Here is a 22,410-nt window from a genome sequence, read left to right as displayed (position 1 = left end):
GATGGGTTTGCTCGACCCGTCGGCGAGGAGGATTCGGGTGCCGGCGGGGAAGCAGCCGTAGGCGGAGGTTTCGGTGACCGCGGACAGGGCGCCGGAGGCGGCGCCCATGCCGCCTCCGACGGCGGCGCCCTTGCCGGTCGCGGCGAGCAGCCCGCCGGCTGTGTGGGGGCCGGGGCCGGTCAGGTAGCCGGCGCCGCCGGCGAACCCACCGCCGGCTGCTCCTGACGCGGCGCCGACGAGAGTGGAACGGCCCAGACAGTTCATGGCGCTTCCGGACAGGGCGGAGGCGGCGCCTCGTCCCGCCGCGCCGCCCACGAGCCCGGCGGCGCCGCCGATGAGGGCGGAGACACCGACCTGGCTCCAGTCGATCGGCCCGCCCGCGGCGTGTTGCTGGTCGATGTTCTGCCAGCCGCCCACGATGGCGCCGGCGACCGCGCCGCCGGCGATCGGGCCCATTACCGCGGACAGGCCCACGGTGAGCAGCGTGCCGACGACCAGGTACTTCCAGTTGTCCTTCAGGTAGTCCCCGGCGGCTGCCACCCCGGTCGTGTGGGCGTCGCGCCAGGCGTTCATGTCGGCGTCGGTGAGGGGGTGCAGGCCGGTCGGGTCGGACAGGTTGACGGGGTCGTTGCCGGCGTAGGAGTACGGGTTCGCGGCCCAGCCGGCGCCCAGTACCGGCGGGAGCGGGTCGGGGGACAGGAAACCGGCCGTGGCCGGGTCGTAGGCCCGGGCGCCGGTCAGCGCGAGCCCGTCGACGCCGAGGGTCCCGGTGCTGGACAGGCCGAGCCCGCCGCCGAGACCGAACCCGTCGGCGCCGGGCTCCCACGGGCCGGCGCCGGCGTCGTGGCCGGCGCGGTCGGGCAGCAGCCAGCCGCCGGCTGGCCCGCCGACACCGAGGCCGGCGCCCACGTCCACGATGGGCACGTCACCGACCTGGATCGGTGCTCCGCCCCACGGGTCGTCCCATGCGATCTGTTGGTCGTTGATCTGGGCGAGCCCGCCCAGACCGTCGGTCTGCAGTTCGGTCACCGTGGCGGGCCCGCTGGTGCCGGTGGTGGTGATGCGTTCCAGGAAGCCGTGCGGGTCCCAGTCGAACATTCGGGATCGGCCGTCATCGTCCCGTTCGCCGGTTCTGCGGCCGGCGCCGTCGTGGGTGTACTCCACCTGGCCGCCGTCCGGGCGGCGCATCCACGTCAACTGCCCCGAGGCGTCGTACCCGTAGCCGGTGCGCCGCCCGCCGCTGGTCTGCCCGGTCAGGCGGCCGTTGGGGTCCCACTCGAACTCGGTGACGATGCCCTCGCCCGACACGGCCCGCACGAGCTGACCGGCCGCGTCATAGCCGAACACTGTGCGGACGCCGTCCACGGTCTGCGCCGTCACGCGCCCGTCCCGGTCGCGCTCGAGGCGGGTCGTGCGCACGAAACCATTGCGCTCAAGACGCTGAGCGACCACGCCGCCGCCCTGCCAGACCCACTCGGCCCGCACCCCGGGCGCCGTCACCGCCGTGATGCGCCCCAGCTCGTCACGGGCGATCTCGGCCCGCCCGAGCCCGGGGTGCTCCACCGCGCTGACCCGCTCGTCGGTGTCGTACTCGTAGCGGGTGACCGTACCGTCCGGGCGCGTCATCGAGGTGCGCAGCCCGTCGGCGTCGTATCTCCAGCGCACCGTCCGCCCGTCGCGGCGCCGCTCGACCAGCCGGCCCAGCTCGTCCCACCTCAACGCGTCGGAGTCCTCGCCGGAGACCACGGTGTAGGAACGCGCGGCATGATCCCGCGATACCTGCGACAGCACGCGCCCGCCGGCCAGCGTCGCCGCATGCCTGCCCGTCGCGTCGTAGCGCCATTGCAGGTCCCGGCCGTCCGCGTCGACCCGGGCCGCGGGCCGGCCCGCCGCGTCCCACCGGTACCGGGTGGTCCGCCCCGCGGGATCTGTCATCGCCGTGACCCGGCCCACCGCGTCATAGGCGCACGCGGTCCGTCCGCCCATCGGGTCGACCAGCCCGACCCGGCGCCCGGACCCGTCGTACTCGAAACGGGTGGTCCCGCCGAGGGCGTCCGTCACCGACACCAGCTGCCCGGCCGTGTCGTAGCCGAACCGGCGGCGCCCGTTCCACGTGTCCCGCACCCAGCTGATCCGCCCGCACCGGTCGTAGCCGAACCGGGTCCGGCCCCGGCCCGGCTCGACCCGCTCGATGATCCGCCCGCACGCGTCGAACCGTGACGTGACGCGCTCGCCCGTCGGCCAGGTCTCACCGATGATCCGCCTGTCGCCGTCATAGTCGATCTCGTACCGGCGCCCGCCCGTGCTGACCGTCGCCGACCAGCGCCCGCACGCGTCGTACTCGTACCCGAAGCACTTCCCGCCCGGTTGGGTGATGCGCACCGGCCTGCCGGCGGCGTCGCGCTCGACGCGCGTGACCCCGCCGGCCTCGTCGATGCTCTCAACAACGCGTCCGCACCGGTCATGGCGCGCAGACACCTGCGAACCGTCACTGCCGGTCCGGCTCGTCAACCGTCCCAGCCGGTCCCAACCCGCGCCGATCCGTGAACCGGCATCAGAAGCGGCCGTCGGCAGACCTGCCGGACCGTACCTGAAGTCTTGGACCACGCCGGTCGGATCGACCGAACCCGTCAGATTCCCGCACGCGTCGTACGACAACTCGGCCCTGCCCCCGGCGGCGTCGGTCACCTGGCGCAGCCGGCCCAGCCCGTCGTAGCCGAACTCCCACCGGCTCCCATCAGGAAGGATGGCTTGAGTGGTGTTCCCCAGATCGTCGTAACCCATGACGACGGCCCGGCCCAGCGGGTCGGTCGTGACATGCTCGGCCCCGCCGGGCCCGTACTCCACCACGGTGCGCCCGCCCTCAGGGTCCACCACCGCGGCCAGCCTGCCCCCGGCCGTGTGCTCGAACCGCCACAGCGCCCCGTCCGGGTCCCGCCGCGAGACCAGCCGGCCGGCCCCGTCGTAGCGGTACTCGGTCCGATGCCCCAGCGGGCTCACCGCCGCGACGACCCGGCCCGCCCCGTCACGGACCAGTCGGGCCGTGTCCCCGACCGCGTTCATGGCCGACACGAGGTCGCCGTGCCCGTCGTAACCCAGCCGCACCCGCACCCCGGCCGGATCCACCACCTCGGTCAGCAGGTTCTGGTCCCAGACCAGGCGGGTCACCCCGCCGGCCGGGTCCGTCACCGTCGACGGATTCCGATCCTCGCCCTCGTACGCGAACAGCACACCCGCCGGGTCCTCATCGACACGGCGCACCGCCACCAGACGATCCGCCCCGTCCCACTCGTAGGAGAACCGAGCACCCGTCTCCAGCACGTGATCGGTCAAACGGCCCCGCCCGTCATACCGGAAAACGGTCACCGCCCCGTCGCGGCCGGTGATCTGGACCCGGTTGCCCCACCGGTCCCAGCCGATGGATTGGCGGTTGCCGTCGGTGTCGATCATGCCGACGAGACGCCCACGCTGGTCGTGGATCCAGGTGTTCGCCCGGCCCCCATCCGAGTCGGCGACCTGCGTGATGTTCCCCGGCAGGTACGTGTAGTGCGAGGTACGGCCGAACCGGGACCGCTGCGATGTCACCTGCCCCCGCTCGTTGTAGGTGTTGGCGGCCTCGACCACACCGTCCGGGTCCGTGACGGTGGCGATGAGGCCGGCCTCGTTCCATGTGTAGCGGCGGGCCCCGCCGCCGGCGGTTCGGGCTTCTGTGAGTCTGCCGGCCGGGTCGTAGGTGTAGTCGATGCGGCGTCCGTCGTTGGCGGTCAGGGCGGTGATTCGTGTGTGGTGGTCGTTCCATTCGATGGTGATGGTCCGGCCCCGCTCATGGGCCAGGCCGACCAGGCGGTCTCCGTTCCACTGGTGGTCCACCCTGGTGCCTGGGCCCCGGCTGACCGAGACGGGCCGGCCGGCACGATCAAAACACCACCGGCCACCCGCATTGTCCGACACCACGAACCAGCCAGCACCACCACCAGCACCGGGGTCGGCATCGGCAGTGGTGGCCACGGCAGAAGAAACAGCGGCAGTATCGGAGGCGGAAGCATGCGCGCCACCGCCGGCGGAGGCGTCCCCGGCGGCACGCGCGCCCGACATGGCGGTGGTACCGGCAGTGGTGGCCATGGTGGTGGGGGAGTCCCCGCCGGCCGGCCCGGCAGCGCCCCCAGCGGTATCAGCAGCAGCGTCGGGGGCGCCGCCAGGGCCGGCGGTATCACCGCCGGCAGCGGGGCCGGCCTCGCCGGCGGGGCCGTCGGTGGTGGGGACGGCACCACCGGCGGTGTTGTCGGTGTCGGGGCCGGGGTTGGTGGTGTGGAGCCAGTAGTTGTCGTTGTCGGCCCGGTCCCAGCCGCCACCGAGGCGGCCGAAGGTGATGTGGCGTCCGGAGGGCTGGACCCACACGGCGCCGTCCTCGGTCACGCGCAGTCGTTGGTCGGCGGTGGAGGCCCAGCCGGGCCCGAACGCCCCGACACCGGCCGACAGGGAGTTGTACACGCGGTCGAACCCGAGGGACGCGCACCCGCCGTCGAACGACAGGTCGGTCTCCGGCTCCACGAAGTTCCCGGTCGTCGTGTTCACCGGGTCGTCCGCATACCCGGTGGTCTGGGGGTCGCCCTGGATGGTGGGGGCGGTCACGTCGACCGGCTGGCGGGTCCGGTCCACGCCGGCGGCCTGCAAGGACGCGTCGAGGGCCGCGTCCGAGACCGTGGAGATGGCCCCGGAGGCGCCGGCGGCCTCGAACGCGGCCGCGACCGTGTCGACCCATCGGGTCTCGTTCGTGTTGTTCGCCCCGAACGCGGCCAGGGCGGTCGTGATGCCGGACGTGTCGATGCTGCACCACGAGCACCTGTCCGCGAAATCAGACAGCGCCCCGTCGAGGGTGCCCTTCTGGGTCGTGACCGTGTCATTGGCGCCGGTCACATTCGACGAGTACGCCCGCAGATCGTCCGGCCGCGCCGAGCTCACCGCCCCCGCCGGGCCCGGGGCCGGCTCGGACCAGGGTGTGGTCGTGACCTCGTGGGGCTCCGGCAGCGGTACCTGGGCCGGGCCCGAGGGGGCTTGTCGCCGTTGGACACCCAGTCCCAGCCCCTCTTGACAATGTTCTCCCGGTCCTGCCGGTCGGCCCACTCCTTGGCCTGCCTCCTCCGCTCGCGTTCGGCCTGGGCGGCCTCCTTCAATGCCTGCACCTCGGCCGCGAGATCGTCCAACGCCGATGCGATGTTCGTGCAGTCCGTCGAGGCTGTTTTCGCGTTCGCGTCGAACACGTCCGCGTAATGGCCCTCGAAATCCGTTGACGCGGTCGACGCCCACCCCGCCCGCGAGGCCGCCTGACCCGTCAGGGTGCCCGACAGCGCCGACGCCGCCGACCTCAACGCATCAGCCGTGGCGTCATCGAACGCCACCGGCTCGTCATAGGCTCCCAGCCTGTCCGAGTACTCGGCCACGACACGATCCTTCCCGCACGGTTCTGACAGGCCAGCACCGGGGCGGGCGGCCACACCCCACCGACGCTAGACCGAACGGGCCAGCGGGCACCACCCTGAGGGGTGACCGGACCGGTGCCCTGCAGGCCGACGATGACTCGACGAAACCCCTGGCCATGAGACCATCCGGTCATTCCGAGGCTCAGAGAGGGGGCCACGTCGGCCGCTCGATTCTCAGGGGCAGGTCAGGGGTGCTCCCAAGGGGTCCTGTGCGGCGAACCGGAGCGGTGGGCGCTTCATGCCTGGCTGCATGGCAGTTCATCGGGTCGACCCGGAAAACGCGCTCGGCGATGGATCGGCGGTCCTGTCCCGTGTCGGGAGCCCGGGCGAGCGGCCATTCCGGCTAAGAGCCCCGCTCGGCATCGCCTGGACTGCGCCGCGAGCCTCCTGGTTTCACCGGCGTGGGTCGAAACCAGTGGAGCGGGGCTGCGGCGGCGGGTGCAGGAGCCGGGAGCTCCGGAGAGGGACGGTGCCCCGCAGCCTCGCGGCTGAGGGGCACCAGCTGAGGGGCACCATCGGCAGGATCCCGTCGTCTGCGGTCCGGGAAGAGGATCACTCCTCCCGCTGGAAGGACATCGTCGCCGCGTAGGTCTTCTCGGAGGGCCAGCGCGTCGTGATCGCCTTGGCGCGGGTGTAGAACTTGACGCCCTCGGGGCCGTGGATGTGGGTGTCACCGAGCAGCGACTCCTTCCAGCCGCCGAAGGAGTAGTAGGCGACCGGGGTCGGGATCGGCACGTTGACACCGACCATGCCCGCCTCGGTGTTCAGGGTGAAGCGGCGGGCGACGCCGCCGTCGTTCGTGAAGATCGCCGAGCCGTTGCCGAAGGGCGAGGAGTTGACGATCCGCATGGCGTCGTCGTAGGTGTCGGCGTGGACGATCGTCAGGACGGGGCCGAAGACCTCCTCGGTGTACACCGGGGCGTCGAGCGGCACGGCGTCGATGATCGTCGGGCCGAGGAAGTGGCCGTTCTCATGGCCGGGGATCACGAGGGGGCGCCCGTCGAGGACGACGTCGGCGCCGCGCTTCTCGGCATCGCCGATGAGACCCGTGATGCGGCTCTTGGCCTTCGCGTCGATGACCGGGCCCATCTCGACGCCCTCGTCCATGCCGTAGCCGACCTTGATGGCCTGCGCATGGGCCTTGACGCGCTGCGCCAGGTCGGGGCCGATGCCACCGACCGCGACGACGACCGGCAGGGCCATGCAGCGCTCGCCGGCGGCGCCGAAGGCGGCGGCCGAGATGTGCTGGGCCGCGAAGTCCAGATCGGAGTCGGGCATGACGATCGCATGGTTGTTCGCGCCGCCGAGGGCCTGGACGCGCTTGCCATGGGTGATGCCCGTGTTCTGGATGATGTGGGCGACCGGCGTCGAGCCGACGAAGGAGATCGCGTCGATCCCGGGGTGCTCGAGGATGCTGCTGACGATGTCGCGGTTGCCGGCGACGACGTTGAAGACGCCGTCGGGCAGGCCGGCCTCCTTGTAGAGCCGTGCGGTGAGCATCGCGGCGGAGGGGGTCGGCGAGGCGGGCTTGAGAATGAACGCGTTGCCGGTGGCGACCGCCAGCGGATGCATCCACATGGGCACCATGGCCGGGAAGTTGAAGGGGCAGATGCCGGCGACGACGCCCACCGGCTGGCGCAACGTGTGGATGTCGACGCCGGTCGAGACGTCGTAGGAGTACTCGCCCTTGAGGGCGACGTTGATGGCCGTCGCGAAGTCGAAGGTCTCGCGGCCGCGCTGGATCTCGCCGATGGCGTCGGAGTAGTTCTTGCCGTGCTCGGCGACGATCAGCTCCGCCATCTCGTCCTGGTGGTCGAGAACCAGCTGACGCATGCGGAACATGATGGCCACGCGCTTGGCGAGGGAGACCTTCGCCCATTCCTTCTGAGCCCGCCGGGCCATTTCGACGGCGTGGTCGAGATCGGCGGCCGAGGCTTGGAGCAGTTCGGCCTCCACCTCTCCCGTGCCGGGGTTCTCCACGGGGATGCGCCCCGCCGGTGCGCCGGTGTAGGGGGAGCCGTCGATCCAGTGCTCAATCGTCTTCATTGTCCGTGAACTCCTCTGGAGTGTTGATTTCATGTGCGGATGCGCCTGCTCGCCCGCCCGTCCCGGCAGGAGCCGGGCGGGCGAACCGGCATCCGGTGGGCAGTCTACTCTGCGCTGACCAGTTTGTAGCCCATGACGAAATTTTGTTCTAACAAATAAAGGAGCTTGTGGGTGGGCAGACCGCGGCCGGGAGCCGAGCCGCCGCGACGCGCGGACGGGCCACTGTGCGCCCTACTTCAAGTAGTGACGCTGCGGCGCACGATCACGCAGGTAGTCCTGGTAGGCCGCCTGCGTGGACTCGATCCGGGAGACCTGCGAGACGGGGACGTCCCACCAGGACGACGCCGGCGGATTGGGGCCGTACAGGTCGGTCTCGATGTGGATCATCGTCGGACGGTCGGAGGCGACGGCACGCCGGTACGCGTCCTTGAACTCGTCGATGCCGTGGACCTCGATGACGTCGATCCCCCAAGAACGGGCGTTCGCCGCGATGTCGACGCCGAGCAGTTCGCCGTCCGCGGTGTGCGAGGCGCCGGCCCCGCCCTTGCGGTACCGCGTGCCGAAGCGCTGGGAGCCGTGCGACTCGGACAGGGCTCCGATTGAGGCGAAGCCGTGGTTCTGCAGCAGCACGTAGATGACCTTGATCCCCTCCTGAGCGACCGTGGCCAGCTCCATCGGGAGCATCTGGTACGAGCCGTCGCCGACGATCGAGACGACCTCGGAGTCGGGCAGCGCGAGCTTGACGCCCATCGCCGCGGGGATCTCGTAGCCCATGCAGGAGAAGGCGTACTCCACGTGGTACTGGACGGGCGTGCGGGCCCGCCACAGGGCCTGGAGATCGCCGGGCATGGAGCCCGCCGCGTTGATGACGACGTCCTCGTCGCCCATGAGCTCGTTCAGGGCGCCGAAGACCTCGGTCTGGGCCGGCAGCGGGCCGTGACCGAGGTGGTAGCACTCGTCCACGCGCTTGTCCCAGGCCGCCTTCTCCTGCGCGACCTCGGACGCGTAGTCGGGGGAGACCGAGTAGTCGCCGAGCGCCTCCGTGAGGGCCACGAGCGCCTCGCGGGCGTCGGCCACGAGCATCTCGCCGCCGTTCTTCACGGCGTCGAAGGCCTTGACGTTGATGTTGACGAAGCGGACGTCGAGGTTCTTGAACTGGGTCCGGGAGGCCGTGGTGAAGTCGGAGTAGCGCGTCCCGACGCCGATGACCAGGTCGGCTTTGTCGGCGATATGGTTGCCCGCATCGCCGCCGGTCGACCCGACGCCGCCGATCGACTGGGCGTGGTCGAAGTTGATGGCGCCCTTGCCGGCCTGGGTGTCCGCGACCGGGATGCCGGTCCGGGAGGCGAACTCGCGCAGCTGCTCGGAGGCCTCGGAGTAGACGGCGCCGCCACCGGCGATGGCCATCGGGCGCTCCGAGGCCCTGATGAGCTTCACCGCGCGCTCGAGTGAGGCGGGATCGACCGGCGGGCGACGCACATGCCACACGCGCCTGCGGAACATCTCGACGGGGAAGTCGAAGGCCTCGGCCTGGACGTCCTGGGGCATCGCCAGGACGACCGCTCCGGTGTCGGCCGGATCGGTGAGCGCGCGCATCGCCTGCATGAGCGAGGGGAGCAGCTGCTCGGGGCGGTTGATGCGGTCGAAGAACGCACTGACCGGGCGGAATGCGTCGTTGCACGTCGTGTCGAGAGTCTGGGCGTTCTCGATCTGCTGGAGGACCGGGTCGGGGTAGCGGGTGGCGAACTGGTCGGAGGGGAACAGCAGCACCGGAAGGCGGTTCGTCGTGGCGAGCGCGGCGCCCGTGACCATGTTGAGCGACCCGGGGCCGATCGAGGCGGTGCACATGAGCGTCTGCAGCCGGTTCCTGCTCTTCGCATAGGCCGCTGCCGCGTGAACCTGACCCTGCTCGTTGCGGGGCATGATGTAAGGCATCGACCCGCCGTCGGGCTCGGGGTCGAGCTCGTTCTGGAGGAGTGCCTGGCCGAGACCGGCGACATTGCCGTGCCCGAAGATGCCGAAGGCGCCGGCGATGAGGCGCTGCTCGTGCCCGTCGCGTTCGGAGTACTGGTTGACGAGGAAGCGGACGGTTGCCTGGGCCGTCGTGAGGCGGACGGTGGGTACGGGACTGCTGGTCATTGTCTCTCCTGGTCGGGAACGGGTTGTCGGCGTGCTAGTTCATCGGGGTCATGGGCAGTCGGGGATCGACCTGCTCGTGCTCCCACGACCGGCGGATCCACGTGTGCCGAGGATCGTCCGTCATCAACCAGATCGAGTCCTCCGCGGGACCGGCCATGACGTTGAGGTAGTAGAGGTCGTACCCGGGCGCGGCGACGGACGGGCCGTGGTAGCCGTGGGGCATGACGACGATGTCCCCGCTGCGCACCTCGGTGCACACGTCGATCTCGTGGCCGGGTGAGGGGTAGATCCGCTGGAGGGCGAAGCCCTCCGCGGCGCCCTCGTCGCCGGGCCTGATCTCGTAGTAGTAGATCTCCTCCAGGACGCGTTCGACGTCACTGTGGACGTCGTGCTTGTGCGGGGGATAGGAGGACCAGTTCCCGCCCGGGGTCAGCACCTCGCAGGCGAGCAGGTGCGAGGTCTCCAGGTCGTTGCCGAGGGCGTAGTTGTTGACCTGCCGGGAGGACGGGCCCGCCCCGCGCAGCCCCGTGCCGACCTCGTCGCGCCCGCAGTAGCGGACGGGCAGGTCCTTCGTCGCCTTCGCCCCGGGCAGCGCGATGCGCGCGCCGTCCTCGCTGGTCACCCTGATGTCCGTGGTTCGGGGGATGTAGAGATAGTCGGTGATGTCGGTGAACACCGATGCGCGCCCCGCGATGTCGTACGACCGGTCGCCGACTTCGACCGTGCAGCCGCCGGCCAGGGGCAGCACGAGGAACTCGGCCTCGCCCCCCGGCACCTCGACCCCCTGCTCCGGGGCGAGGTCGAGCACGCGCAGGGACGACCACTCCCAACCGGCGCGGGCCGGGCTCAGATCGGTCGCGTAGGAATCATGGGCGGTCTCGCCCGAACGGACGATGTACTTGTTCTCGTTCACAGCAACTCCACTGCATTGTCGACGGCCGCCTCGACGTTGTCGTCCGGCGGATAGAGGAGGGACCGGCCGATGACCAGTCCTCTGACGTTGGGCAGGGCGAGCGCCCTGGCCCACGCGGCCCGTGCGGCCTGCGGATCCCGGGAGACCTCACCGCCGAGGATCAGGCTGGGCAGGGTGGTGGACTCCATGACGTGCCCCATGTCCTCGACGCACGGCAGTTTCAACCAGGTGCGGGCCGAGCTGCTTCCGAGCCCCTGGGCCACGGAGATCGACCTGATGACGGCGTCGGGGGTGAGGTCGTTGATGACGCGCCCGTCCTCGCGCCGCGAGACGAAGGGCTCGATCATGGCGTTGAGGCCCCGCCTCGTGAGCGAGTCGACGGCGCGGGCGCTGGCCTCGAGGGTGCGCGCCGTCGCGGGGTCGTCGTAGTCGATGCGGGTGAGCATCTTCCCGCCGTTGAGCCCCGCCGCGGCGATGCCCTCCGCGTCGTAGGCCCCGAAACGATCGTCGAACTCGAAGGCGGCCCCCTGCAGGCCCACCCGGTTCATCGACCCCCACACGAGCTTCCCGTCGAGGGCCCCGAGCAGGGCCAGGTCCTCGATGAGATCGGCGGTGCCCAGGAAGCCGTTGACCCCGGGCCGCGACAGGGCTGCGACGCACCGACGGAGCAGGTCCTCGCGCGAGGCCATGGCCATCGGATCGGGCCCGGCGCCCAGGGCGCTTCTGGCCGGATGGTCGCAGGCGATGACGAGGAGCCGCCCCTCGGACGCGAGATCGGCGCGCGGACGGTCGGCGAGGACCCGTGCGATCCTGTCCGGATCGCACGAACGGATCCTCGTGAGTTCTTCGATCAGAGCTCCCATGAGTGCCCTACCTCTTCTCGATGACTGGTCGGATGTCGGGGTGCTCGGCGATGACCCGCTCGATCTCCGTCGTTGTGGGCATCGCGGTGGAGCACTCGAGGCGGGAGGCCACGATCGCCCCCGCCGTCGAGGCGTACTGGACGGCTCGTGCGAGGTCGAGGCCCGCGAGGAGCGCGTGGCAGAAGGAACCGCCGAAGGCGTCCCCGGCCCCCAGCCCGTTGCAGACCTCGACGGGGGTGACGGGCATGACAATACGCTCCTGCCTGGTCTTGGCGAGGGTGCCGAGGGGCCCCTGCTTCACGACGGCGATGTCCACGCCGCGGTCGAGCAGCGCGTCCGCGGCGCGATCCGGCTCGGTCTCGCCGACCGCGATCCGGCACTCCTCCTTGTTGCCGATCGCCACGTTCGCCTTGCCCAGAGCCCGCCCGACCTCCCTCGAGGCGATCTCCTCGTCCTGCCAGAACATGGGGCGGTAGTCCAGGTCGGCGATGGTCCACTTCGAGCCCTTCCGCAGGTCGAGCGCGAAGTGGTGCGCCGAGCGGGACGGCTCGGCCGACAGGCCGGTGACGGAGAACCAGAAGATCCTGGCCGCCCGCACGGCCCTGATCGGGATGTTCGAGGCGGTGAGCTCGAGGTCCGGGGCCTTCGGCTGGCGGTAGAAGTAGAGGGGGAAGTCGTCGGGCGGGAAGATCTCGCAGAAGGTCACCGGGGTGTTGTAGTCCTCGTTGCGCGCGACGAACCTGTCCGAGACTCCGAGGCGCTTCATCTCGCGGCAGACGAAGCGGCCGAAGGGGTCGTCGCCGACCTCCGTGATCACCGCGCTGCGCGCCCCCTGCCGGGCGGCGGCCACCGCGACGTTCGTCGGGGATCCGCCGAGGAACTTCCCGAAACTCGTCACGTCCTCGAGTCCGATCCCAGTCTGGAAGGGGTAGACATCCACGCCGCAGCGCCCGATCGTCAACAGATCGAGCTCGTCGTCCTCGGTGCGTGCGGTGCGGGCCTGTGTCATCTCTGTTGGGCTGGACATCATCGTTCCTCCTGCGGCCCAGTCATGCCCCGCTCTCCGTGCGGGTGCTCCCTGGATGCTGCTGACCCCAACCTATGACGCGGGGACGAACCCGTCAAGATTTTGTCATGACAAATTGAGGATCAATATGTCATATGGGTTCGATGTACACTGACGCACCCGACGCGGTGCGCCGGTGGGCAAGGTCAGGAGCGGTCGATGGCAGAGGTGAACATGACGGGCACGGCGCAGGCCGAGGGCCTCGACGTCCCCTTCGTCCCGCAGATCGCCCTGGACCGCGACTCGGAGGTTCCGCTCTACCAGCAGATCGCCCACCCCCTCGAGGAGCTCATCCTGGCCGGCCGGCTGGAGCCGGGCCGCCTCATTGAGGACGAGGTCTCCATGGCGAGGCGTCTCAAGGTCTCGCGCCCCACAACGCGCCGGGCGCTGCGCGATCTCGTCGCGAGGGGGCTACTGACCCGTCGGCGCGGTGTCGGGACGCGGGTGACCCCGATGCACGTACGCCGCCCCCTCGGGCTGACCTCCCTCAACGACGACCTCGTGGACGCCGGGTTCACTCCCCGCACCGAGGTCCTCTCCTACGAGGTCATGCTCGCCGGCGAGCAGGAGGCCCGCGATCTGCACACCGGGATCGGCTCCGAGGTGGTGCGCACGACGCGACTGCGCTACATCGACGACGAGCCCTTGGCGATCTTGACGAATCTGCTGCCCTCCGGGGACAGGACGCCGAGCGTCACCCAGCTCACCAGGCAGGGGCTCTACGACAGTCTCGCCGTCCACGGCATCCGTCCGGTCATGGCCCAGCAGTCGATCGGGGCAAGGCTCGCATCCGCGCGCGAATCCCATCTGCTCGCGCTGGACGAGGGCAGCGCCGTGCTCGTCATGGAGAGGACCGCCTTCGACAAGGAGGGCACCGTCATCGAGTACGGCAACCACGTCTACAACTGCGGCATGTACTCGTTCCAGTTCAACCTCGTCGCGGACGGCTGATCCCGGGCCGCCACCCGTGCTGCCCGGAACCGGCGCCGCCCCCCTCGGAGCGGCGCCGGATCGCCGGGTCACAGCGACATGTCGACGACGCCGCGCCCCTGCACCGCGCCCTGCCTCAGCAGCTCGTAGCCCTGCGCGACGTCCTCGAGGGCGAACCTGCGGGTGACGATGTCCTGGTAGCGGATCGTCCCCTCCGCCGCGAGGCGGACGACCTCCGGCAGGTCCTGACGGGTCCGGGCCCCGTAGGACCCGATGATCGACTGCGAGCGGCGCACCGTCCGGTTGATCTCGACCTGCGCCGTCTGCACCCCGGCGCCCAGACCGATCGGCACCATCCGCCCGCCGTCGCGCAGCGCGTCGAGGGCTGACGTCCACGTCTGGGGGCGGCCGAGGGCCTCGAAGGCGACGTCGACGCCTCGCCCGCCCGTGAGCGCGAAGACCGTCTCGTGGACGTCCTGCTTCGTCGAGTTGACGGTGTCGGTGGCGCCCAGTGCGCGCGCCGCCTCCAGCTTGTCGTCGGCGACGTCGATCGCGATGACCTGCTTCGCGCCGAAGGCCCGGCTGATCTGGATGATGTTCGAGCCCACCCCGCCGGTGGCGACGACAGCAACGGACTCCCCGTGGCGCAGGTCCGCGCCGCGGCGGATCGCGCCGTAGGCCGTCATCGCCGCGCAGCCGAGGATGGCCCCGGCGACCGGGTCGATCGAGTCCGGCAGCGGGGCGACCGAGGTCGAGGGGATGACGCAGTACTGCGCCAGGCCGCCCATGGAGTACATGGCGATGGGCGTCCCGTCGAGGTCGAAGAGCCTTGTCTCGCCGTCGTAGAGCCGACCCTGGATCCGGTTGAGGTCGAAGAAGGGGCCGCACAGGTCGTCGCGGCCCTCCGCGCACGCCGGGCACTGCCCGCAGGGCATGAGGAAGGCGCCTGCGACGCGCTGGCCGACGGCCAGCCCGGTGTGGTCGTTGCCGGGGCCGAGCTCGACGATCTCGCCGGCGACCTCGTGCCCGAGGACGCACGGCAGGGGGAAGGCGATGGCCCCGCCGATGACGTGCAGGTCCGAGTGGCACAGTCCGCAGGCGCTCGTTCGCACGAGGACCTCGCCGGTGCGCGGCCTCGGCGTGCGGATCTCCTGGATCTCCAGTCCGCGCGAGACGTCGCGCAGGACCGCGGCGCGCATGGTCGTGGGAATGTGAGAAGTCATGTCGTCCTCCGTCGGTTGAAGCATCGCTGGTTCGCACCCGGACTTCTTCCCCGGGTCAGTTCTGACGCTAGTCACGCGATCCGACGATGTAAAGTATTTGTTAGGACAAATTGCCGGCGAGGGGCGACGCGCCGACGTCCGGGGTGCCGCGGGAGCGGCTGGAGTCCCGGCGGACGAGGGTCGGGGCGCACACCCGGTCGACCTGTCCGGTCCGTCCGTCGATCCGCTCGCCGAGCAGCTCCACGGCGGCATCGGCCAAGTCGGCGGTCCTCTGGTCGATGCTCGTGAGGGAGATCGCCGGGTGCGAGGCGATGCGCGAGTTGTCGAAGCCGGTGATCCCGTGGTCGTGCCCGCCCGCCGGGGCCCGGTCGGCGAGCACCCGCATGACCTCGAGCGCGACGAGGTCGTTGTGGCAGCAGAACCCGATTCCCGGGCCATGTGCGCGGAGCAGCCCCCGCACGGCGTCCTCGACGGTCGTCGTCATGAGGTCGACGGACAGCGGCTCGGTGCCGGCCCGTCGTGCCTCCGCGAGGAAGCCCCGCCGTCTGGCGCCGGCGGAGTCCCCGGGGATGGCGCGGTCGTAGCCGAGGTGGGCGACGGGCTCGAAGCCGTTCTCGAGCAGGTGGCGGGTCGCCATGCGCGCCCCGGTCTCGTCGTCGGTGTGCACGAGGTCGACCGACCCGGGGCCGCTGTTGTGGGTGAGGAGGACGGTGGGGACCTGGGTGCCGATCCGGTCCAGGTCCTCGGCGCCCAGGGGAGGGGAGACCACCGTGAGACCCTCGACCCCCATGTGGACGAGCCGCTCGGCGCAGACGATGCAGCTGTCGCGGTGCCGGCCCGAGATGGCGACGAGCGGGATCAGCCCGCGCTCCTCGCAGCGACTGCGCAGCGCATCGCACAGGTCCGCGTAGAAGGGGTTCGTGATGCCGACGAGGATGATGCCGATGAACCGGGAGTTGTGCGCGGCCAGGGCGCGCGCGGCGATGTTGGGCCGGTAGTCGAGCTCGTCCATGGCCGAGAGGACCCGCGAGCGGGTCTGCGGGGCCACCCGGGGGTCGTCCCGCACGACGAGGGACACGGTCTGCCGCGATGTGCGTGCCAGCCGTGCGACGTCCACCTGCGTCGGCCTGCGCTTCGCGGACATGACCCACCTCTCACCCGTCTCGGCGGGGCGCGGGCGCGGCCCCGGTCCCCGCGTCCGACAACGGGGCGTGCCCATTGTGCCAGTCGCGGGGCCGGGGCCGCATGATCACCGCGCGGGCGATCGGGTCGGGGCCGCTCAGGCGTAGAACGCGGGCTTCTCCATGAGTCTCACCTCGACCATCGGAGCGCTCTCGTCCTCGAGGGAGGCGACGGCGGCGTCGACAACCGAGGTCGCGGCGTAGCCGTCCCATGAGGTGGAGCCGGTGTGCTCGTCGCGGGCCACGGCGTTGATCCACTCCTGGAATTCGCGGTTGAAGGCGGCCTGGAAACGGTCGATGTGGGACTGGCACATCGCATTGCGGTCGCCGTGCTCGTCGCGGACGTGGATCTTCTCCTGGTCGCCGAGGCGCACGGCGGCGGTCTCCAGCACGAGCTCGCACTCGATGGAATAGGCCCACTGGAGGTTGACGTTCACCTCGTCGTCGATGCGGACGCCGGACTCGGTGTACATGACGACGACGACCGGGTCGATGAGGTGGGGGAAGCGGTGGGTGGTCGACTTCGGACGCTCGACGCGGACCCGGACGATCTCCTCGCCGAGCAGCCAGCGCATCGTGTCGATCTCATGGATGGCCGTGTCGTCGATGGCCATGCGCGAGGTGTAGGACTCGGGCACGGTGGGATTGCGGTGGCGGTTGTGCACCAGCAGCGCCTGACCGTTCCCGCCGGCGTCCAGGACGGCCTTCATCTCGTTGTAGGCCGCGTCGAAGCGCCGCATGAAGCCGACGGTGACCAGCTTCTTGCCGGCCCGCTGCTCCGCCGCCATGATCGCGGCGCAGTCCTCCGCCGTCGTGGCCAGGGGCTTCTCGCACAGGACGTACTTGCCGGCCTCGATGCAGCGGATGACGTCCGGGGCGTGGACCTTGCCGAAGGTGGCGATGATGACGGCGTCGACCCTGGGGTCGTTGATGAGCTCGTCCGAGGTGTCGTGGACCCTGGCTCCGTAGGGCGCGGCCGCTTGGACCGCTGCGTCGTGGTTGATGTCGGCGACGGCGACGATCTCGCCGCCCGACAGCTCATTGGTGATCCGGGCGAGATGGGCCCGGCCCATGCCGCCGGCGCCGATGAGTCCGATGCGGACAGTCATGATGTGTTCTCCTCTTCGAGTGATCGGGTGGCCGCGGATCGGTCAGGCCAGGCCCAGGCCGCACCCGGCCAGGTAGGTGCGCATGTTGATGGCGTTCTGCTTCGGGAAGGACGGCTCGCACGGGTAGCAGTCCTGCTCGCAGATGCAGTAGATCGGCTTGTCCAGATCGGCCAGCGCGTCGACGAAGGCGTGCATCTCGGGCAGCCCGGCGGGCGGGCAGACCGAGGCGCCCTTGGTGACGGCCTCGCCGAAGGGCCAGTCCTTCTCGTGGGCCTCCCTCGTGATGGCCTCGTCGAAGGCCTTGATGTGTACATAGGTGATGCGGTCGGGGTACGTCCGGCAGAGCTCGACGGGATCGCCGCCGCCGTAGACGACGTGGCCGGAGTCGAGACAGAGGTTGACGTACCTCGGGTCGGTGGCGTCGAAGATACGGGCGATCTCCTCGGGCGTCTCGATGTGGGAGTCCCCGTGCGGGTGCAGCACCATCCTGAGGCCGTATTCGTCCAGCAGCATCCGGCCCAGGGCGTTGGCGTGCTCGACGTAGAGCCTCCAGGCGTCATCGCTCAGGACGCGGTCGTCGGTCCACTCCCAGGTCTTGTCGTCACGGTACAGCGGCGGCAGGTGGACGATGTACTCGGCGCCGACGGCGGCGTGTGTCTCGGCGATCTCGCGGAAGTGCGCGACCGTCTCGGGCCAGGCCTCGGCCTTGTGCAGGATGCCCCAGCCGGTGCCCGCCACGACGCGCATGCCGTACTCGTCGCACCACTTCTGCAGCTCCTTCGGGTCCTTGGGGAAGTATCCCCAGGGGCCCGTCTCGATGACGTCGAACCCGGCCTCGGCCATCTCCTGCCAGGCCTGGCGGGGCGGCATCTGCTTCGGATCGTCGGGGAACCACACCCCCCACTGGTCCGGGCACACGCCGATGGTGAGCTTCGAGTACCTCGGATCGTTCGTGTTGCGTGCCTTCGAGGTCATTGTCCCTGTTCCTCCTCGTTGAGGTTCTTGTCCGCTCAAACTCTTATTAGAGCGCGCTAATAGCATAACAAATGGATCAGGGCCTGGCCACCCCCGCGTGGTGACGGATCGATCCGGCGCTTCCGGTGCGGGGGCTCCGTCTCGGGCGCCGCCGATTCCGATCCGGCCAGTGCGGACCTCGGGCCGCGCCGTCGTTCCGGACGATCCGCAGTCCCACCCCGCGGCGCCGGCCGGTCAACCTACCGATGACGCCGAGGGCGCCCCAGACCCGTTCGGCGGGCGCGGATCCCACGGTCCGGACCGCCATTCGGCGTCGCGGAACCGGTTCCTGCGCGCAGGGGGACAATGGGACGCATGCCGTCCGACGCCCATGACCTGCCCGCCGAGGCCGCCCCGCCCGAGGGGACGGTCCTGCCCGAGGGGATCGCCTCCCGGCTGACCTTCGATTCCGCTGGTCTCGTCCCCGCCATCGCCCAGGACGCCACGAGCGGCCGGGTCCTCATGATGGCGTGGATGAACGCCGCTTCGTTGGCCATGACGCTCGCCACCCGCAGGGCGACCTACTGGTCGCGCTCGCGCCGCGAACTGTGGGTCAAGGGCGCCACGAGCGGTCATACGCAGTACGTGTGCGAGGCCCGGCTCGACTGCGACGGCGACACGATCCTCCTGCGCGTCGACCAGGTCGGCGGCGCCTGCCACACCGGCGCAGAATCCTGCTTCGACACCGGCGGCCCGCTCCCGCTCGTCGAGGGGTCCGACGACCGGACCCCGCCGGACGGCCCGGCGGCGGGGGGCGCCGCATGAGCCCCGAGCTGACGATCCTCCCCGGCCGCGATGAGTTCGTCGCCCAGGCGGGCCGGCGGCGCGTCATCAGCGTCCACGCCCGGCTGCGCGCCGACGACCTCACCCCGGTCGCCCTCTACCAGCAGCTCACCCGGGGCCGCGAGGGCGGCTTCCTGTTCGAGTCGGTCGAGCGCGGCGTCTGGTCGCGATGGTCGTTCGTCGGCGTCGACTGCCCCTCGATCCTCGTCGGCGCGGCGGGGCGCAGTCGTTGGCTCGGCCGTCCGATCGCCGGGCTGCCCACCGGCGGGGCCCCGTTGGCCGTGCTCGGCGAGACCCTGGATGCCCTCCACACCCCCGCCGACCCCGCGCTGCCGCCGTTCAGCTCCGGTATGGTCGGCTATCTCGGCTATGACGTGAAGCGCGAGCAGGAGCCGACCCTGGGCGAGCCCCTGCCCGACGACCTGGGCGTGCCCGACATGGTCATGATGCTCGCCGCGGACATGGCCGTCCTCGACCACGACGGCGGCGAGGTCTGGCTCATCGCCAATGCCGTCAACTACGACAACAGCCCGGAGCGCGCCGAGCGGGCCTGGGCGGATGCCGTGGGGCGCGTCCGGGCGATGGCCGCCCGGCTGTGCGCGCCGCGTCCGGCGATGCTCGCGACGACACGCGAGGTCGCCCCGCCCGTGGTCCAGGACCAGCGTGCCCCGGGGGAGTTCCAGCGGCTCGTCGAGGAGGCCAAGGAGCACGTGCGGGCCGGCGACGTCTTCCAGGTGGTGCCCTCCCAGCGCTTCGACGTGCCGGTCACCGCCTCGGCCCTCGACATCTACCGCGAGCTGCGCGTCACGAACCCCAGCCCCTATCTCTTCCTGCTGCGCCTGCCGGGCTTCGACCTGGTCGGCTCCAGCCCCGAGGCCCTCGTCACCGTCAAGGACGGGGTCGCGACGACCCACCCGATCGCCGGCACCCGCCCGCGGGGCCGGGACGAGGCCGAGGACTGCCGCCTGGCCGATGAGCTGCTCGCCGACGAGAAGGAGCGCGCCGAACACCTCATGCTCGTCGACCTCGGACGCAACGACCTCGGCCGCGTCTGCGTGCCGGGCACCGTCGCCGTCACCCGGTTCATGCACATCGGCCGCTATTCGCACGTCATGCACCTCGAGGCCTCCGTCACCGGGGTCGTCGGGCCTGGTGTCTCGGGCCTGGACGTGACGATGGCGTGCTTCCCGGCGGGCACCCTGTCGGGGGCGCCGAAGCTGCGCGCCATGCAGATCATCGGTGAGCTCGAGGTGACGCGCCGTGGCCCCTACGGCGGCGTCGTCGGCTACTTCGACTTCGCCGGCAATGCCGACGCGGCGATCACGATCCGCTCGGCCGTCCTCAAGGACGGCGTCGCCCATGTGCAGGCCGGCGCCGGCATCGTGGCCGACTCGGTGCCCGACAACGAGGACGCCGAGACCCGCAGCAAGGCGGCCGCGATGATCTCCGCCCTGGGGCGGGCCCAGGCGAGCGTGCCGCTCGCCTGGGATTGGGGGGGTTCGAGCGGGGGCACGCGGAGCAGCGACGTCGACGAGGAGCAGTCATGAGCACCGGAACCGTCCTGGACGGAATCATCGCCGGCGTGCGCGCCGACATGGCGGCGCGCATGGCGCGCACCGCCCCCAGCCGGCTGGAGGCGGCCATCGAGCGGCTCGGGCCCACGATCGATCCGCGGCCGCGTCTGCGCAGCGCCGGGTCCGTGCGCGTCATCGCCGAGGTCAAGCGCTCCAGCCCGTCCAAGGGCGCCCTGGCCGAGATCCCCGACCCGGCCGTTCAGGCGCGCGCCTACGAGCGCGGTGGAGCCGGGGCCGTCTCGGTGCTGACCGAGCGGCGTCGCTTCGGCGGCAGTCTCGAGGACCTCGTCGCCGTGCGCGCCGGGGTCTCGGTGCCCGTGCTGCGCAAGGACTTCGTCGTCGACCCCTACCAGGTGCTGGAGGCCCGTGCCGCCGGCGCCGACCTGGTCCTGCTCATCGTCGCTGCGCTCGATGACGCGGACCTGCGGGTGCTGTACGACCGGGCCGCCGGTCTCGGCCTGCTGCCGCTCGTCGAGGTGCACACCGCCGACGAGGCGCGCCGCGCCGTCGACCTCGGCGCCGAGCTGATCGGCGTGAACAATCGGGACCTGAAGACCCTCGACGTCGACCTGGGCCGCTTCGAGCAACTGGTGGGTCTCGTGCCCGACACGGCGATCAAGGTCTGCGAGTCCGGCATCGCCACGGTGGACGACGTCGTACGGGTGCGCGACGCCGGTGCGGATACGGTACTCGTCGGGGAGATGCTCGTGCGCAGCGGCGACCCGGCCGCTGCCGTGCACGCCATGATGGCGGCCACCAGCGCCGCCGGAAGTCGAGAGATGGGGAATCCCAATGAGTGAGATCGTGCCGGACGCGCTGCCCGACGCCCTGGGCCACTACGGGCCGTTCGGCGGCCGGTTCGTCCCGGAGGCGCTCATGGCCGCGCTCCAGGAGCTGACCGAGGCCTTCGAGTCCTCGCAGGACGACCCCCGGTTCGCCGCCGAGCTCGCCGATCTGCAGGTCAACTACGCGGGCCGTCCCACCCCGATCAGCGAGGCCAGCAACTTCGGCGAGCGCTACTGCGGCGGGGCCCGCATCCTGCTCAAGCGCGAGGACCTCAACCACACCGGCAGCCACAAGATCAACAACGTGCTCGGACAGGGCCTGCTGACCCGGCGCATGGGGAAGCGGCGCGTCATCGCCGAGACCGGAGCCGGCCAGCACGGCGTGGCGGCGGCGACGATCGCCGCCCTCATGGGTTTCGAGTGCCGCGTCTACATGGGCAGGGTCGACACCGACCGTCAGGCCCTCAACGTGGCCCGCATGCAGCTGCTCGGCGCCGAGGTCGTGGCCGTCGAGGCGGGCAGCGCCACCCTCAAGGACGCCATGAACGAGGCGATGCGCGACTGGGTCACCAACGTCGGTACCACCCACTACCTCATCGGGACGGCCTCCGGCCCGGCCCCGTTCCCCCGGATGGTCAAGGCCTTCCAGTCGATCATCTCCAAGGAGTCCCGCGCCCAGATGCTCGACCGCTTCGGGGCCCTGCCCGACGCCGTCTGCGCCTGCGTCGGCGGCGGCTCGAACGCCATCGGCTCGTTCGCCGAGTACATCGCCGACGACGACGTCGCCCTCTACGGCTTCGAGGCCGGTGGGCGCGGCGTCGCGACGGGGGAGCACGCCGCCTCGATCAACGGCGGCTCGGTCGGCGTCCTCCACGGGACCCGCACCTTCGTCCTCCAGGACGACGACGGCCAGACGGTCGAGTCGCACTCCATCTCGGCCGGCCTGGACTACCCGGGGGTCGGGCCCGAGCACGCCTACCTCGCCCGGATCGGCCGCGCCCACTACGAACCGGTCGACGACGACGAGGCCATGACCGCCCTCGACCGTCTCGCCCGCTGCGAGGGCATCATGCCGGCCATCGAGTCGGCCCACGCCGTCGCCGGCGCCCAGCGCCTCGCCCTGCGGATGCTCGCCGAGGACCCGGACCGGCGTCCGACGATCCTCGTGACGGTCTCCGGGCGCGGTGACAAGGACGTGGACACCGCGATGAAGTACTTCGGCGTGAACGGCGACGTGGACGCCACGACCGGGAGGATGTCATGACCGATCTCACCAGGCCCTTCCCCGACGAGGCCCGGCTGGG

16 protein-coding genes are annotated in these 22,410 nt (G+C 70.9%); 5 read left to right on the top strand and 11 right to left on the bottom strand.

Annotated features, from left to right (window positions below; all coding sequences use genetic code 11):
* The 7 genes from K336_RS0101565 to iolC all read right to left on the bottom strand — a co-directional run.
* A partial coding sequence (locus K336_RS0101565; protein WP_028706108.1) for a DUF6531 domain-containing protein occupies positions 1-4,917 on the bottom strand: 4,917 nt, incomplete at its 3' end.
* 41 nt (positions 4,918-4,958) lie between these two features.
* Positions 4,959-5,441, bottom strand: a complete 483-nt coding sequence (locus tag K336_RS18290; protein WP_028706107.1) for a hypothetical protein — start codon at positions 5,439-5,441, stop codon at positions 4,959-4,961.
* Between the two features lie 591 nt (positions 5,442-6,032).
* A complete protein-coding gene (locus K336_RS0101555; RefSeq protein ID WP_028706106.1) occupies positions 6,033-7,526 on the bottom strand; it encodes a CoA-acylating methylmalonate-semialdehyde dehydrogenase in 1,494 nt (497 codons plus the stop codon).
* 231 nt (positions 7,527-7,757) lie between these two features.
* Positions 7,758-9,665, bottom strand: coding sequence for a 3D-(3,5/4)-trihydroxycyclohexane-1,2-dione acylhydrolase (decyclizing) (iolD, locus tag K336_RS0101550; protein ID WP_028706105.1), 1,908 nt, complete (start codon positions 9,663-9,665; stop codon positions 7,758-7,760).
* A 34-nt stretch (positions 9,666-9,699) separates the two neighbouring features.
* A complete protein-coding gene (gene iolB / locus K336_RS0101545; protein WP_028706104.1) occupies positions 9,700-10,578 on the bottom strand; it encodes a 5-deoxy-glucuronate isomerase in 879 nt (292 codons plus the stop codon).
* Entirely contained in the window at positions 10,575-11,441 is an 867-nt protein-coding gene (locus tag K336_RS0101540; protein ID WP_021796853.1) for a Cgl0159 family (beta/alpha)8-fold protein, read from the bottom strand. Before K336_RS0101540 ends, iolB begins: the two co-directional genes overlap by 4 nt.
* A gap of 7 nt (positions 11,442-11,448) precedes the next feature.
* Positions 11,449-12,468 (bottom strand): 5-dehydro-2-deoxygluconokinase, encoded by a 1,020-nt coding sequence (iolC, locus tag K336_RS0101535; RefSeq protein WP_051245306.1) that lies wholly within the window; start codon positions 12,466-12,468, stop codon positions 11,449-11,451.
* A gap of 198 nt (positions 12,469-12,666) precedes the next feature.
* Here iolC and K336_RS0101530 point away from each other — a divergent pair, with 198 nt between their 5' ends.
* Positions 12,667-13,458 carry a GntR family transcriptional regulator gene (locus K336_RS0101530; RefSeq protein ID WP_021796818.1) on the top strand — a complete coding sequence of 264 codons (792 nt, stop codon included), beginning with the start codon at positions 12,667-12,669 and terminating at the stop codon, positions 13,456-13,458.
* Between the two features lie 68 nt (positions 13,459-13,526).
* On the opposite strand, the gene K336_RS0101525 is transcribed toward K336_RS0101530, so the two are convergent.
* From K336_RS0101525 to K336_RS0101510, 4 genes are all read right to left on the bottom strand, one after another.
* Positions 13,527-14,660, bottom strand: coding sequence for a zinc-binding dehydrogenase (locus tag K336_RS0101525; protein WP_028706101.1), 1,134 nt, complete (start codon positions 14,658-14,660; stop codon positions 13,527-13,529).
* A gap of 100 nt (positions 14,661-14,760) precedes the next feature.
* Positions 14,761-15,804, bottom strand: coding sequence for a LacI family DNA-binding transcriptional regulator (locus K336_RS13615; RefSeq protein ID WP_021796844.1), 1,044 nt, complete (start codon positions 15,802-15,804; stop codon positions 14,761-14,763).
* A gap of 135 nt (positions 15,805-15,939) precedes the next feature.
* Positions 15,940-16,950, bottom strand: a complete 1,011-nt coding sequence (locus K336_RS0101515; RefSeq protein ID WP_021796808.1) for a Gfo/Idh/MocA family protein — start codon at positions 16,948-16,950, stop codon at positions 15,940-15,942.
* 42 nt (positions 16,951-16,992) lie between these two features.
* Complete coding sequence (locus K336_RS0101510) at positions 16,993-17,925, bottom strand: sugar phosphate isomerase/epimerase family protein (RefSeq protein ID WP_021796834.1); 933 nt, start codon at positions 17,923-17,925, stop codon at positions 16,993-16,995.
* Positions 17,926-18,279: 354 nt separating this feature from the next.
* Between K336_RS0101510 and hisI the strand changes: the two genes are divergently transcribed.
* Genes hisI through trpB form a run of 4 tightly spaced genes read left to right on the top strand, consistent with a single transcriptional unit; the run spans position 18,280 to position 22,370 of the window.
* Positions 18,280-18,729 carry a phosphoribosyl-AMP cyclohydrolase gene (gene hisI, locus K336_RS13610; protein ID WP_021796852.1) on the top strand — a complete coding sequence of 150 codons (450 nt, stop codon included), beginning with the start codon at positions 18,280-18,282 and terminating at the stop codon, positions 18,727-18,729.
* On the top strand, positions 18,726-20,294 hold the full coding sequence (locus tag K336_RS13605) for an anthranilate synthase component I (RefSeq protein WP_081660478.1): 1,569 nt from the start codon (positions 18,726-18,728) through the stop codon (positions 20,292-20,294). Before hisI ends, K336_RS13605 begins: the two co-directional genes overlap by 4 nt.
* Positions 20,291-21,121 carry an indole-3-glycerol phosphate synthase TrpC gene (trpC, locus tag K336_RS13600; protein WP_051245294.1) on the top strand — a complete coding sequence of 277 codons (831 nt, stop codon included), beginning with the start codon at positions 20,291-20,293 and terminating at the stop codon, positions 21,119-21,121. The genes K336_RS13605 and trpC overlap by 4 nt, the downstream gene beginning before the upstream one ends.
* Entirely contained in the window at positions 21,114-22,370 is a 1,257-nt protein-coding gene (gene trpB / locus K336_RS0101490; RefSeq protein ID WP_028706100.1) for a tryptophan synthase subunit beta, read from the top strand. The genes trpC and trpB overlap by 8 nt, the downstream gene beginning before the upstream one ends.
* Positions 22,371-22,410 lie beyond the last annotated feature (40 nt).

Origin of the sequence: Propionibacterium acidifaciens DSM 21887 (genome assembly GCF_000426605.1) — a bacterium.
Taxonomy (GTDB): domain Bacteria; phylum Actinomycetota; class Actinomycetes; order Propionibacteriales; family Propionibacteriaceae; genus Propionibacterium; species Propionibacterium acidifaciens.
Note: the sequence above shows the minus strand (reverse complement) of the source record. Positions and strands in the feature narration are given on the sequence as shown.

Coding starts and splice junctions, on each gene's coding strand:
- K336_RS0101555 (WP_028706106.1), bottom strand. CDS start 7,526: ATGAAGACGATTGAGCACTGGATCGACGGCTCCCCCTACACCGGCGCA.
- iolD (WP_028706105.1), bottom strand. CDS start 9,665: ATGACCAGCAGTCCCGTACCCACCGTCCGCCTCACGACGGCCCAGGCA.
- K336_RS0101540 (WP_021796853.1), bottom strand. CDS start 11,441: ATGGGAGCTCTGATCGAAGAACTCACGAGGATCCGTTCGTGCGATCCG.
- iolC (WP_051245306.1), bottom strand. CDS start 12,468: ATGTCCAGCCCAACAGAGATGACACAGGCCCGCACCGCACGCACCGAG.
- K336_RS0101530 (WP_021796818.1), top strand. CDS start 12,667: ATGGCAGAGGTGAACATGACGGGCACGGCGCAGGCCGAGGGCCTCGAC.
- K336_RS0101525 (WP_028706101.1), bottom strand. CDS start 14,660: ATGACTTCTCACATTCCCACGACCATGCGCGCCGCGGTCCTGCGCGAC.
- K336_RS13615 (WP_021796844.1), bottom strand. CDS start 15,804: ATGTCCGCGAAGCGCAGGCCGACGCAGGTGGACGTCGCACGGCTGGCA.
- K336_RS0101515 (WP_021796808.1), bottom strand. CDS start 16,950: ATGACTGTCCGCATCGGACTCATCGGCGCCGGCGGCATGGGCCGGGCC.
- K336_RS0101510 (WP_021796834.1), bottom strand. CDS start 17,925: ATGACCTCGAAGGCACGCAACACGAACGATCCGAGGTACTCGAAGCTC.
- hisI (WP_021796852.1), top strand. CDS start 18,280: ATGCCGTCCGACGCCCATGACCTGCCCGCCGAGGCCGCCCCGCCCGAG.
- K336_RS13605 (WP_081660478.1), top strand. CDS start 18,726: ATGAGCCCCGAGCTGACGATCCTCCCCGGCCGCGATGAGTTCGTCGCC.
- trpC (WP_051245294.1), top strand. CDS start 20,291: ATGAGCACCGGAACCGTCCTGGACGGAATCATCGCCGGCGTGCGCGCC.
- trpB (WP_028706100.1), top strand. CDS start 21,114: ATGAGTGAGATCGTGCCGGACGCGCTGCCCGACGCCCTGGGCCACTAC.